Below are 14,129 nucleotides of genomic sequence, written 5' to 3'. Positions count from 1 at the left end.
TAAAGCCAGCACTTGGAAACAGGGGTGCTGGCTTTTTTGTTTTATCGATCTGCTTCCAATATATAGGTTTTACGGGTTAAAATGGGCATTACGTAAACTAGGTGGAAACGTTCATTGCAGTTCTATAGAATAGGATCCAGTAAATTTTATAAACTTATTGCTGAGAATGTTCCAGCGCTTGTGTATTTTTAACACAGTTTAAACCAAGATCATCATTATCATATGGAAATAGACCAACAGGCGAATGCCCCATTTACGGCGTATCAAAAACTCGTGGTGTTTTTGCTGGCGATTACACAATTTACCGTCGTGCTCGATTTTATGGTGATGTCACCTATGGGCGATATCTTGATGAAGGCCATCGATCTAAAACCATCTCAATTTGGCATTGCAGTTTCAGCCTATGCTTTTAGTGCCGGCGCATCTGGACTATTGACTGCTGGTTTTGCCGATCGCTTCGATCGGAAGAAGCTCTTGCTGTTTTTTTATTCGGGTTTTATCATTGGAACCTTTTTCTGCAGTTTCGCCAATGACTATTGGACTTTGGTTGCTGCCCGTATAGTGACGGGTTTGTTTGGTGGTGTCATTGGATCGATTTCCATGGCTATTATTACGGATATATTCACGCTTCAACAAAGAGGACGTGTCATGGGCTTTGTACAGATGGGTTTTGGTGCGAGTCAGGTGCTGGGGATTCCGATAGGTCTGTATATAGCCAATAATTGGGGCTGGCATAGTGCTTTCTTATGGATCGCAGTCATGGCTTTGATCATTGTCATTATTATTGCAGTTAAACTGATTCCTATAACTGCACATATCGGCCTGCAGAAACATCAATCTGCACTTAAACACCTTTGGTCAACATTCTCGCAAAAGGAATATCGCATTGGTTTTCTCGCGACAGCGCTGCTCTCGATTGGTGGTTATATGATGATGCCTTTTGGAAGTGCCTTTGCCGTCAATAATTTGCATGTTAGTCATGAGCAATTGCCCCTATTATTTATGATATCCGGTGTTGCCTCACTGATTATTATGCCTATCGTTGGGAAATTGAGTGACCGCTATGATAAATTTAAAATCTTTGCGCTAGCTTCGATATGGCTGATGGTAGTGGTCTTGATTTATACCAATCTGGGAGTTACACCATTTTATCTTGTTGTCATTTTGAATATCCTGATGATGGCTGGCATCTTGAGCCGCATGACGCCTTCCTCGGCTTTGATCAGTGCGGTTCCTGAGATGAAGGATAGAGGTGCATTTATGAGTATAAGTTCGTCTTTACAACAGCTGGCGGGGGGAGTCGCAGCATCACTCGCTGGTGTGATCATTGTTCAGCAGACAAAGGAAAGTCCATTGGAGCATTATCCAACTTTGGGTGTCATTGTCGTGTTACTCTCTATCGTGGCTATTTTTATGCTCTATCGTGTCAGCAGGATGATCAAACGAAGACGTCCGATTTCCTAAAACAAAATCGACCGTATTGATATTAGTATTTCAGGAGAGATTTTTATTATGGAAGAAAAGATTGTTAGATATGATCATCCCAATGGGGAGATCACCGTGCTTTGGATTCCCGAGCGATGTGAACATGCCGCTGTTTGTGTTAAAAGTTTGCCACAGGTATATCATCCTAAAGATCGGCCTTGGATTACGGCTCAAAATGCCAACACAGCGGAATTGATTGATCAGATTAAGCGTTGTCCTTCGGGAGCATTGCAATACGAACTAAAAAAATAGACGAGGAAATTCGTGTAACAAAAAAAAAGCATCATTTTATTCAAATGATGCTTTTTTTTTTTGGCGGTCTGGACGGGACTCGAACCCGCGACCCCATGCGTGACAGGCATGTATTCTAACCAGCTGAACTACCAGACCAACAATGTGTGTTTTTTAAAATTTTAGCGGTCTGGACGGGACTCGAACCCGCGACCCCATGCGTGACAGGCATGTATTCTAACCAGCTGAACTACCAGACCTAAAATCTTAAAGATTGTTTTTAATAATTTTTGGCGGTCTGGACGGGACTCGAACCCGCGACCCCATGCGTGACAGGCATGTATTCTAACCAGCTGAACTACCAGACCTAAAAATCTTAAAAACTTATTCTGTTAAAGAACTTACCGAGATTACTCTCTTTTTTGAAGCGGTCTGGACGGGACTCGAACCCGCGACCCCATGCGTGACAGGCATGTATTCTAACCAGCTGAACTACCAGACCTCAACCCTTCTCCTCAGAAGGTGTGCAAATATAGCGTTTGTTTACGTATCTGCAAAGATTTTTTGAAAAAAAACTAGTCTACCTGACCGTCTTTCATCCGCTCTGCATTCTCCGCAAACTGCAATGCATCGATAATTCCTTGAATATCACCGTCCATAATCGCCGGTAGGTTGTACATTGTCATACCAATACGATGTTCAGTTACGCGACCTTGTGGGTAGTTATAAGTACGGATTTTTGCCGACCGGTCACCTGTAGATACCAAAGTTTTTCTTTTAGCAGCAATATCACCGTTCTTTTTGTTCAGTTCAAGTTCATAAAGTTTGTTACGAAGCATCTCCATGGCTAACTCACGGTTGGCCAATTGGGAACGTTCTACCTGACAAACGACAACAATACCTGTTGGTTTATGTGTCAATTGTACTTTTGTTTCTACTTTATTGACGTTCTGACCTCCAGCACCACCTGAACGGGATGTCTGTAGTTCGATATCACCTGGATTGATCTCTACGTCGACATCCTCTGCTTCTGGCAATACCGCAACTGAAGCTGCTGATGTATGTACACGACCTTGTGTCTCTGTATCAGGAACACGTTGCACACGGTGTACACCAGACTCATATTTCAATTGACCATAAGCATCTTCACCGATTACTTTAAGGATAACCTCTTTATAACCGCCTGAAGTTCCTTCGGTAACGTCCATTACCTCGTTACGCCAGCCTTTTGTCTCAAAATAACGCGTGTACATACGGTAAAGGTCACCGGCAAATAAAGCAGCCTCGTCACCACCCGTTCCACCACGGATCTCGATAATGGCATTTTTGGCATCCTCAGGATCTTTAGGGATCAGCATCAAACGGATTTCTTCTTCTTTTTCCTCTTTTTCAACCAATAAAATATCCAGCTCTTCTTTGGCCATCTCACGAAGTTCCTGATCCTTCTCGTTCATGATGATGTCTTTATTGGTATCAATATTACTGACCATATTTCTATAAATATGGTATTGATCCACGATTTTGCCCAAATCTTTGTATTCTTTATTCAATTTGGCAAAACGTTTCATATCTTGCATGGTGTCAGGGTTGCTTAATTCAGCTTCCACTTCTTCCCATCTTTCTTTGATCGCTTGTAATTTATCTAACATATATCAAAAATGCTTCTTCTAGGAATTTATGACCTAGATTACTATTGAGAGTACAAAAGTAAGGAAATTTTGTTGCTTTTGAACTACCTAGCCAGCTATTAATGAGAGGAAACTGCTTTTAGGCCAACGATAGAAGCAATCAGCGTGAAAATAAAGAATATGCGCCAGAAATCTGCGGGTTCTTTAAAGAAGATAATACCCATTAAAACCGTTCCGACTGCACCAATACCCGTCCATACAGCGTAGGCCGTTCCAAGGGGAAGTGTTTGTGTTGCTTTAATCAATAGGCCCATACTTGCAAATAGGAAGACAACAAAGGCGCCATACCAGAGCCATTGCTCGCTACCTTCTGCATCCTTGGCTTTTCCCAAACAGGTTGTAAAACCAATTTCACATATTCCTCCAAGAATTAAAAATACCCAGTTCATATATCTGTTTTTTTGTTTCAGGGACAAAGGTCTACGTTTTTCCGCAGAATAATTTTAACAAATGTTAAAAATTTTAAAGGATATTCGCACGAATACGGCTGAGGGTCACTTGGCTAACACCTAAGTATGAGGCGATGTAACCAAGCTTGATCCGTTGTATATATTGGGGATATTTTTCGAGCAACTCGGCATACCGTTCCTGGGCTGTATTAAAAAGCTTGGACATCGTACGCTGCTCCGCTTTGATAAATTCTAGCTCAGCCATTTTTCTTCCCCAATTGGCAATGGCAATGTCACTCTCATAGAGCGCAAATAATTGTTTTTGGTCAATTTGGTAGACAATACTATCTTCTAGAAGATCAATGTTTTCGTATCCAGGTGTGTCATGCACATAGCTGTTCATCGAGATTAATGTACCCCCTGGAGATACAAAATCCAGGGTAATCTGTCTGTCCGCAGTTTCGTAATAGACCCGCGCTAATCCGGATGCCAAAAAATAAATGTCCTTCTGGATTTTATCTTGCCTGATCAATACACTATTCCGCTTACATACAAGCTTTTGACTGATCTGCGCCAGCCGATCAATGCTGTCTGGGTTTAGAAAATGGTAGCCCTGAAAGCAGTCTGCTAAAGAAATTACGATTTTTTCTCCCATTTTTCCAAACTTAAAGTTTCCCCATCCCATACCGCGTAGGTATAATAATTGATCCATTCGCCCAAGTTGACAACACGGCTTTCTGGATTTAGTTTGAGATCATAGGGTAGGTGTCTGTGGCCAAATAGGTAAAAATCGTGATGTTGCTTGTTTTCGAGTTCTTTCGCATAACCGATCAGCCATTCCTTGTCTTCGCCTAGGAATTTTTCATCTTCATTATTGGAAAGTCTGCTGTGTTTGGACCATCGGGTGGCGATTCCTATGCCCAAATTGGGGTGTAATCTTGCAAATAACCATTGGCAGAAACGGCTCCGAAATACTTTTTTGAGCAATTTGTACTTATAATCACCGGAGCCCAATCCATCCCCATGGTGGATATAAAAAAGTTTATTGTCTAGTACAAGTTCTAGTTCATTGTCAACGATCTGAACATTTAATTCCTTTTTGAGATAATCAAACATCCACATGTCGTGGTTGCCTTTAAATAACGTGATCGGGATACCGAGGTCGGTAATTTCCGCCAGTTTGCCTAAAAAGCGTATATAACCTTTGGGAACCACAGTCGCATATTCAAACCAAAAATCGAATATATCACCAACAAGATAGAGCTGTGCGGCATCGACCTTGATCGTGTCGAGCCACTGAATAATGGATCGCTCTCTTTCGCGCGAATGCTCCAACGGATAGGATCCTAGATGGAAGTCTGAGGCAAAATAGATTTTTTTTCTTGTTGACATGTGCCCAAATCTAAAGAAAATGGAAGCGAATACAAAATTCGCTTCCACAATATCTTTTTTACAATTTGGACAAATCTGTTAGGAGGGTTTTCAAATATTCCGAAGCCTCGGGATCGATTTGCTTCAAAGTCTGTTGGAGCTGACCCGGATACGCATCTTTAATGGCCATAATTGAACTCGCGATAACCATATAAGACTGATCCTTAACTCCGTTAAGTAGCAAATTTTTATACTTTTTATCTTTGATCTGTCCCAGCTTTCGGATTGCTGAAGCACGTACGACCGAGGCGGTTGATTTTTCAGCCAATGAAGCAATGATGTTCGCTGTCGATTTCCGGCTAGTTGGATCCGTTAGATCGAACCCCTGAATGGCCATCGCGACAAGGTCGGCATCTGGATCAGCCAATGCCGCTGTTAGTATCTCCCGTCCCGCTGTTGTTTTTGGGTTTTTAATGGCAAATAGCATTGCGGTGACACGGTTGGCAAAAGAAGGTGCATGCGCATATTGATAACGATAATCGGCCTCGGTTTTGTCAATACGGATCTCACCGACAAGTGTTTTTTCGGGATCTATATCGATAAATTCAACCGTATTTTTTAGGGGAATAGTTAGCTGAGTATTCCGTTTGTTTAACTGTACCGTTTTTCTCATTTTGCCTTCTTTGGTATGGATGTCAATGGCAAGTGGTATTTGAAACGTTTGAACAGCGGAATCTTGCACTTGAGCGATGTTGAGGCTCAGTATATTGTTTTCATTTTTGGTTGTCACTTTGAGTATAGGATGTCCTCCTTTGTAATACCACTGGTTGAAATAAGGTGCCCAGTCTTTACCTGTCACTTCTTCCATCGTGAGACGCAGCTGCTGTGGCTCCCCAGTTTTGAAAGAATTCTCGGTCAGGTATTTTTTGAGTGATTGATAAAAGGCAGCATCGCCCATCTGTTCTTTTAGGGCATATAAGATCAATGAGCCCTTGGCATAGCTGATGTTATCAAACATATCTTCTTTGTCATGGTAATAGTAACGCGCGAGCGCTGGACTATTGCCGTTTTTGGTTGATTTGAGATAGGATTGTAGTTTTTCAAATCTTGATTTATCACCTTTTTCCTTACCGCCATCATGCTCATGCCAGATGATTTCACCAAAGGTTGCGAAAGATTCGTTCATCGTTAAGTTGGACCAGGATTCGGCGGTAACCAGATCGCCAAACCATTGATGGAACAACTCATGGGCAATAGTGCCCTCTTCATTTTCATCGAGAAGTTCCCTTTTGGTCTTTTGCACATGCTCACCATGTAAGGTCGCTGTGGTGTTTTCCATAGCGCCAGAGACATAATCACGGCAGACGATTTGCGCATATTTGTTCCAAGGATAAGGGACTCCCAAGGTTTTGCCATAAAAATCCATCATGGCAGGTGTTTTACCAAAGATATCCTTCGCATAAGGGGCATACTTCGGTTCCAGGTAATAATCAACAGGAATACTATTGTACTTATCTTGATAGATCTTAAAATCTCCAACGGCCATCATAAATAGATAGGGCGCATGAGGAAGATCCATTTTCCAGGTATCGGTGCGTGTGCCATCAGTGTTCTTCTGCTGGTTGACTAGAGCTCCATTGGACAGACTGACATAATTATCCAGTACGGTCATTGAAATTTCGGCTGTGGTCTTTTGATTGGGGCGGTCAATGGTTGGGAACCAGGCGGAGGAGGCCTCTGTTTCACCCTGGGTCCAGATCTGTCTTGGTTTATTCGGCGTGCTTTCAGCTGGATTAATAAAGTAGAGCCCTTTCGCGTCATTGATTGCTGCACTGCCCTGTGCTTTTAGTAGATTGGGTTTGGCCGTATAATCCAGATAGATGGTATATTTCTCATTGGAGAGGTAATTGCGATCCAATTTGATCAGAAGAGAATTATCATCATAGGTGAATTTTAATGGGACCAGTTGTTGCCCATTGACCAGTGCAATTTGTTTGATATCCATACCTTTGGCATCCAAACGCAGTGAATCCGTTGGGTAAAAATGTGGCTGTAGGGTGACCCATTCTTTACCGTTTAAATATTGGTTTTTATAATCAAAACGGACATCGAGTTTGGTATGAACGAGGTTGTTGACCCGAGTGGGAGTGGAACGATATTGCTGATCTATTGGAAGTTGCTGCGCTTGACTCATACCGATAGCAGAAAGGGATAGGGCCAAGTATAGGAAAGCGATTCTTTTGCGCATTGTTGAATTATTTAGAAGATTTAAATAAAGCTAAATAAATTTCGGCTGATGTAAAAATAACGATTTCGGAAAATCCATGGATAGGATACACGGTCCGTTCTTTGAAAAGAGTGAATTATTGTTTCTGAACAGACGAGAATGACATTTACTTGAGATTAGCACTATGAATTCTGAAATTATATTTGTTATTTTTGGATGAAACAAGTATAAAGTTTTTTATGATAAACAAAAAAATTGGCCTTATCCTGATGATGATAGGTATGGCAGGTGCAGCAAGCACTGTTTGTGGACAGCAGTTGAAATATCCAACGACGAGCAAAGGCACTGTCGTAGACGAATTCTGGGGCGAGAAGGTATCCGATCCCTACCGTTGGTTGGAAGACGACCGTTCAGCAGAAACAAAAAGTTGGGTTCATGCCGAAAATAAAGTCACTTTTGATTATCTAAATACTATTCCTTTCCGTACAAAATTGAAAGAGCAATTAACGGAAATCTGGAATTATGAAAAAATAGGAACACCTTTCAAAGAAGGAGCATATACCTATTTCTTTAAAAACAACGGGCTCCAACAACATTCCGTGCTTTACCGCAAACAGGGTGAGAATGGAGCGGAGGAAGTTTTCCTTGATCCAAATACTTTTTCAAAAGATGGATCGACTTCCTTGGCCGACGTTTCTTTTTCAAAGGATGGAAGTCTAGTGGCGTATTCGATCTCTGAAGGTGGCTCGGACTGGAGAAAAGTGATCGTATTGAATGCAAAGGATAAAGCACCGGTGGGCGAGACGCTTGTTGATGTCAAATTCTCTGGTATTGCTTGGAAAGGTAATGATGGGTTTTACTATTCAAGCTATGATAAACCCAAAGGGTCTGAACTATCTGAGAAAACAGATCAACATAAATTATATTATCATAAACTTAAAACAGCGCAATCTACAGACCAGCTGATTTTTGGCGGTTCGGCAACCCCAAGACGTTATGTCGGTGCTTCATTAACAGATGACCAGCGCTATCTGATTATCTCTGCGGCAAATACAACGACTGGAAATGAACTTTATTATCAGGATCTGAGCAAGCCGAATAGCAAGATCATCTGCCTACAGGATCATTTTGATGCAAATACAGGTGTAGTTGATAATATTGGAGACACCTTCTTATTGGAGACCAACTATAAAGCTGCCAACAATAGATTAGTTAAAGTAGATCTAAAAAATCCGGCAAAGGAAAACTGGAAGGATGTCATTCCTGAAACCGAAAATGTACTTTCTATCAGTACCGGTGGTGGCTATCTATTTGCAAACTATTTGAAAGATGCTGTTTCTGTTGTTATCCAATACGATTATACAGGTAAAAAAATCAGACAGATTGAATTACCTGGTGTAGGGACAGCAAGCGGTTTTTCGGGTAAGAAAAAGGAAAAGGAAATCTACTTTGGTTTCTCAAATTACATTACGCCTTCATCAAGTTATAAATTTGATGTCAATTCGGGGAAATCGTCGCTTTATATCAAACCGAATGTCAAATTTGACAGCGACCAATATGAATCGAAGCAAGTATTTTATACTTCGAAGGACGGTACAAAGGTGCCAATGATTATTACCTATAAAAAGGGCATCGCCTTGAATGGTAAAAATCCAACGATTGTATACGGTTATGGCGGGTTTAATATCAGCCTGACTCCGGCTTTCAGTACTTCCGTTGCGGTTTGGCTGGCAAATGGTGGTGTGTATGCTGTTCCCAATTTACGAGGTGGTGGTGAATATGGTCAAAAATGGCATGATGGCGGTAGACAGTTCAATAAACTGAATGTGTTTAACGATTTTATCGCTGCTGCTCATTATTTACAAGAAAATGGTTATACTTCACCTGAATACACCGCATTGTCGGGAGGTTCCAATGGTGGCTTACTTGTCGGAGCAACAATGACCATTGACCCTAAAGTAGCGAAGGTGGCACTACCAGAGGTTGGCGTGTTGGATATGTTGCGTTACCATACTTTTACCGCTGGTGCTGGCTGGTCATACGACTACGGTACTGTCGCTGATAGCAAACAGATGTTTGATTACCTGAAGGCTTATTCGCCTGTACATAATGTGAAAACAGGAGTCAGTTATCCGGCGACAATGGTATTGACCGGAGATCATGACGACCGTGTTGTTCCTGCGCACTCGTATAAGTTTGCTTCCGAATTGCAGGCTAAGCAGGCTGGTGATAACCCTGTATTGATTCGTATTGAAACCAAAGCAGGGCACGGTGCTGGTCGATCTACAGAGGTGTTGATCAATAGTACCGTTGATAAATACGCTTTTGCCCTCTGGAATATGGGTGTCAAAGAATTGAAATAAGGATATTGAAGGGACTATCTACAGTCTATTTCGGTTGTAGATAGTTTTATCCAAAGACAATAAAAAAGTCCAGATCAACGTCGTTGATCTGGACTTTTTTATTTCAGAATATTACTTATTCCCAAGTTTTTTCGCCTTTTTTCATTTTTTGAAGTGTTGCTACATAATCCTCTTTTTTATCGTTTGCAGTCAACAATGAGATCGCTTTCTCTTGTGTTTTGATTGCTTGATCTTTGTCACCTAGACGATAAAGCAGGTTGGCAAAGGTATCAAGGTACATCGGTGTATCTTTTTCCTTCTCCAGTGATAATTTGCTCCATTCTGAAGCCGCTTTTAAACAAGCTGGATCATCACAGTTTTCAAAGATAGACCAAGCCATCTGGTTTAATTCCATTGCAGTGATTGTCGAACCGTATTTGGCAATATACTTGTTAAAACTATCTCTCAGTCCAGGATAGTTTTTGGTATAAGAGAAATAACGAGGTTGCATTTCCAAGCTCGCTTTTTCGGTATTGACCGTCGGGTATTTCTGAGCCAGTTCTTTTTCGATAGCAGCAAAATCTACGGCTTCTTTAGCCTGTATTTTGGTATTGACAGCTTCACCGATCAATAGTTTAGCTAAGAAATCATTTGCTTTAACCTTCTCACTGATGGCGTCAAACTTGGCAGGATTATCTTTTATCAAGTTAAATGCTTTCGAATCCTTAATGCTCGCCGAAGAAAGCAATAATTCCACATTGTCTTTTGTAAAGATCTGGTCTGTTGATAGCGAAGATAATACTACGCCCTCAGTTTTTGCCTGTGTTTCTTTATCATAAGCATCTTTTGCAGCCGCAGCCATAGCTTTTGCAATTGTTGGATTTTGTGGATCAGCATTGAATTTTGCCAATAGGGTTTCATATTGGGTGTTTGGATCCAGTGCTTTTTGGGCTTTAGCAATAAAGCCATCCGCATCACCACCGCCTACAATACGGTGTACAAGATTGCCTTTTGAATCAAAGATCAAGAAAGTAGGATAGGCTACTACTTTATAGTCTTTGGCAAAACGATCTGCTTCAGTGTACCAGGATTTTACTTCTTCATTGTCCTCTTTAGTCTTATCCATTTGGATTTTGGCATTGATAAATTTGGCATTGAAGAAATCACCCACCTTCGCCTGTGGGAAGATTGTACTTGTCATGTACTTGCAGGGGCCGCACCAAGTGGTGAAACAATCAACAAAAATAAATTTGTTTTCCTTGGTTGCTTTTTCTTTGATTTGATTCCAAGTGAGGCCATGCTCAAATTTTACACCCTCGCTCTGAGCGAATAGTAATGTTGGAACCAAGAATAGCATTAAAATTAATTTTCTCATAATCCGTTGATATTTAGGTGTTAATTTACTGAATAAAATCACTATCAAGAAAAATTTTATAAAAAAATTAATCGGGGAGTTTACTATTTTGAAAAATTAAGTGGTGATCTCATTGAATTGAAGCTCGACCAACAAAAAATGGGCTTCACGGACTTTTGTCGCCCAGCTGCTGAGCGACGATTTTCTGCATGAGTATATGCTTAAAAAGTCAGGTACGGGATCCCTGAAGTTCGTGTTATAAAAAATTGAGGTATCTAGTGACTTAAATTTATTCCCACTCAAAACCCTATCAGAAAAGAAATAGACCTCTTTCTCGTCAATATTTAATTTTCCCAGGTTTGTATCCCTTTGGTCATTTTGTCCAATGTTTCCTGATAGATTGGTCGATCGTCGTCACTGGCCATCTCTATGGCTTTATTTTGCCACTTGATTGCCTTCTCTTTTTCACCTTTTTTATAAAGTAAGTTGGCGTATGTATCTAAGAATGCAGAGCTGGGATCTTCTATGATAGATTTTTTGCTCCAGCTGATCGCTGCGTCGATGCATTCGGGGTCACTGCTGTTATTAAAAATCGTCCAGGCAAAGGTGTTCAATTGATGTGCTGTGAAATCCTCTGATGATAGGTAATCATTGATGGTGTTTTTCATAGCCACGTAATTCTTGACCTGAAGATAATAATGTGCTTTGATCTTTTTAAACATCGGAACGAAATCTATATCCGGATATTTTGCTGACAGCTCACTCTGGTAACTATCCCAGTTGGGTTCATGCTTGGCATCTATTTTAATCAGGAAAAGCTCATTAACAACCACATTCGCGAGCGTACGATTTGCGATCCCCGGTGATTCCAGCAAAATATCTATTTTTTCTTTATTGTTGCGGATCAGGTTAAAGGCTTTTGAATTTGTAAACTTGGCTGCCGCCAGAAGAATATGGACGTTTTCCTTTTTAAAAAGCTCATCGGTACCCAAAGAATTGGCTAAAGTATTTTCGGCTTTACGTGCGGTGCTTTCGTCATAAGCGATATTTGCTGCTTTTAACATCTGTTTGGCGGTGTAGATGTCCTGAGGTCTTTTCTCAAATTTTTTTAACAGGGTATAATACTGTGTTTCGGGATACAGTCCGTCTGACACATGGCTGACAAATTCAGGTGCATCGCTTGCGCCAACAATCCGGTGTACAGCTTCTCCGTTTGGATTGAAAATCAAAAAAGTTGGAAAAGATTGGATATTGTACTCATTGGAAATAGCTCGGGCATCAGCATACCACTTTTTGACGGCAGCATTGTCCGTTTCGGTGGAGTCCATTTGGACCCTGATACTAATGAAATTTTGATTAATGGGCTGACCAACTTGTTCCAAGGGGAACACCTCATTACTCATATACTGGCAGGGACCACACCATGTCGCAAAAAGTTCAACGAAGATAAACTTATTTTCTGCCTTCGCTCTTTCTTTGACCTGTTTCCAACTTAATCCTTCTACAAATTTCACCCCTTTGGTCTGAGAATGTGCTAAATTCCCAAATAAAATTGCAAGGCATAATGCGATTATACTTCTCATACTCACTGAACAACTAGATTCATAATTATGTTTAAGTTATCAAATTAATCTGAAAACAAAAACACCTCTGAAATATTAATTTCAGAGGTGTTTTAAACGATGGATAAATCGCTTATTTGATATTTATCTTCGATTTTAAATCTTTTGCAAGACCATCTTTATGTAACAACAAAGAAGTTGTTTTGTAGCGTACAAACTCTTTGGATGCGTACAAGTAGCCTTTGTAGTCGTTGGATGTTCCCCAAGAGTTTTTAACAATATAATATTCTTTACCATTTTGATCTTTTACCAGACCAACGATATGCATACCATGATCATCTGTTGTTTGCCAATTGTCGAAAGCTTTTTGTCTCTCTTCAGGCGTGATCTTCATTTCTGGTTTAGGACCAACGAACATGCTCGATTTTTCTTGATCGCTCATTTGTTCGAATGGTTTTTCTGGAACATAAGCAACACCGTTTTTCCAGGAGAATCCTTTTTCTGAAACGTCAGTTGCCCAAGCGACAGTATAACCTTTTTGCAGCGCGTTGTCAATGATATCTGTTAAATCATTCATCTGAACATTGTAGAAACGATCAAATGACCAGTTATCTGGGATTAACAGAACGAATTGGCTATAATAGGGGTGGTCAGTAACTGAAGCAATACCAACATAATCGTCTGGATTGATGCCAATTACCTGGTCAGCAAAGGTGCGTGGTGTATAGGATTTGCCATTGTAATCAAATTTTTCAGGAACTTCACCTAGGTAAGAGTCCATTGCTGCTGTATAGGCTTTTTCCCAGTTTGGAGTTAAACCTTTACCTTTTACAATCGAGCCTAACATCGCGTCAAGCATTGATGTCATTTCACCAAAGTTGTTGAGTGTGGTACCATAGTGAAGGCCTGTATAAGCTGACTGTGGCATTGTGCCATATTTGCGGAATGAATTCAATACATCATGAAATTGACCACCTTCACCCAATGATAATCCACCGTGAAGACGTACATAAGTACGTGCTTTATCTAAGTACGTATTACGTGCTGTATATATCTGAGAAATCTCAACAGGTTTTTTACCCATACGGATCATTTCGGATTCTAGAAAAGAGTTTCCTGAATAAGACCAACATGTACCCGAAGAACCTTGATTCTTGATCGAAGTATTACCTAAATTGATAACTTCTGTAAATGTAAATCCAGATTTGCTATTGTCATTTTGATTTGCTTTTAGGGCATTGATCAAATTGTCCTGTGCTTGTACTTGGAATGAAGCTGCAAAAAGAGAGGCAGCTAGTACAATCGATTTATTCCAATTCATTTGTTAGTATTTTGTTAATTTAAAGTGGTGCTAAATTAAATAAATAAAATTTAGTAAGGCAAATTCCTCTGTAAAATAATTGTTCTTAAAAATGAACTATAATTTAGGTCCTTTTGTCACGAGACAGGAGGAGTACGAACTAGGCTAAAATATTGAAAA

General features: G+C 40.5%; 11 protein-coding genes and 4 tRNA genes. 3 read left to right on the top strand and 12 right to left on the bottom strand.

Annotation, left to right across the window (positions count from 1 at the left end; translation table 11 throughout):
- The first annotated feature begins 222 nt into the window (after positions 1-222).
- Both AC07UV_RS04855 and AC07UV_RS04850 read left to right on the top strand, forming a co-directional pair.
- Complete coding sequence (locus AC07UV_RS04855) at positions 223-1,464, top strand: MFS transporter (RefSeq protein ID WP_495182906.1); 1,242 nt, start codon at positions 223-225, stop codon at positions 1,462-1,464.
- Between the two features lie 48 nt (positions 1,465-1,512).
- Positions 1,513-1,737, top strand: a complete 225-nt coding sequence (locus tag AC07UV_RS04850; RefSeq protein ID WP_120261393.1) for a (4Fe-4S)-binding protein — start codon at positions 1,513-1,515, stop codon at positions 1,735-1,737.
- Between the two features lie 61 nt (positions 1,738-1,798).
- Here AC07UV_RS04850 and AC07UV_RS04845 read toward each other — a convergent pair.
- The 9 genes from AC07UV_RS04845 to AC07UV_RS04805 form a co-directional block, all read right to left on the bottom strand.
- A tRNA-Asp gene (locus AC07UV_RS04845) sits at positions 1,799-1,875 on the bottom strand.
- 27 nt (positions 1,876-1,902) lie between these two features.
- A tRNA-Asp gene (locus tag AC07UV_RS04840) sits at positions 1,903-1,976 on the bottom strand.
- A 31-nt stretch (positions 1,977-2,007) separates the two neighbouring features.
- Positions 2,008-2,084 (bottom strand) — tRNA-Asp (locus tag AC07UV_RS04835).
- A gap of 60 nt (positions 2,085-2,144) precedes the next feature.
- Positions 2,145-2,218 (bottom strand) — tRNA-Asp (locus AC07UV_RS04830).
- A 73-nt stretch (positions 2,219-2,291) separates the two neighbouring features.
- On the bottom strand, positions 2,292-3,365 hold the full coding sequence (gene prfA / locus AC07UV_RS04825; protein ID WP_223583747.1) for a peptide chain release factor 1: 1,074 nt from the start codon (positions 3,363-3,365) through the stop codon (positions 2,292-2,294).
- Positions 3,366-3,463: 98 nt separating this feature from the next.
- A complete protein-coding gene (locus tag AC07UV_RS04820; protein WP_108636081.1) occupies positions 3,464-3,793 on the bottom strand; it encodes a DMT family transporter in 330 nt (109 codons plus the stop codon).
- A gap of 73 nt (positions 3,794-3,866) precedes the next feature.
- Positions 3,867-4,448 (bottom strand): Crp/Fnr family transcriptional regulator, encoded by a 582-nt coding sequence (locus tag AC07UV_RS04815; protein WP_259186206.1) that lies wholly within the window; start codon positions 4,446-4,448, stop codon positions 3,867-3,869.
- Entirely contained in the window at positions 4,430-5,185 is a 756-nt protein-coding gene (locus AC07UV_RS04810; RefSeq protein WP_495182905.1) for a UDP-2,3-diacylglucosamine diphosphatase, read from the bottom strand. Before AC07UV_RS04810 ends, AC07UV_RS04815 begins: the two co-directional genes overlap by 19 nt.
- Positions 5,186-5,243: 58 nt before the next feature.
- Complete coding sequence (locus tag AC07UV_RS04805) at positions 5,244-7,412, bottom strand: M1 family aminopeptidase (RefSeq protein WP_495182904.1); 2,169 nt, start codon at positions 7,410-7,412, stop codon at positions 5,244-5,246.
- Between the two features lie 218 nt (positions 7,413-7,630).
- Between AC07UV_RS04805 and AC07UV_RS04800 the strand changes: the two genes are divergently transcribed.
- Entirely contained in the window at positions 7,631-9,754 is a 2,124-nt protein-coding gene (locus AC07UV_RS04800) for a prolyl oligopeptidase family serine peptidase (protein ID WP_495182903.1), read from the top strand.
- A gap of 115 nt (positions 9,755-9,869) precedes the next feature.
- On the opposite strand, the gene AC07UV_RS04795 is transcribed toward AC07UV_RS04800, so the two are convergent.
- The 3 genes from AC07UV_RS04795 to AC07UV_RS04785 form a co-directional block, all read right to left on the bottom strand.
- Positions 9,870-11,108 carry a thioredoxin family protein gene (locus AC07UV_RS04795; protein WP_495182902.1) on the bottom strand — a complete coding sequence of 413 codons (1,239 nt, stop codon included), beginning with the start codon at positions 11,106-11,108 and terminating at the stop codon, positions 9,870-9,872.
- Between the two features lie 323 nt (positions 11,109-11,431).
- Complete coding sequence (locus tag AC07UV_RS04790; protein WP_495182901.1) at positions 11,432-12,670, bottom strand: thioredoxin family protein; 1,239 nt, start codon at positions 12,668-12,670, stop codon at positions 11,432-11,434.
- A gap of 112 nt (positions 12,671-12,782) precedes the next feature.
- On the bottom strand, positions 12,783-13,970 hold the full coding sequence (locus tag AC07UV_RS04785; protein WP_282250470.1) for a C1 family peptidase: 1,188 nt from the start codon (positions 13,968-13,970) through the stop codon (positions 12,783-12,785).
- Positions 13,971-14,129 lie beyond the last annotated feature (159 nt).

Source organism: Sphingobacterium sp. GW821-FHT03E03 (assembly GCF_059420745.1).
Note: the sequence above shows the minus strand (reverse complement) of the source record. Positions and strands in the feature narration are given on the sequence as shown.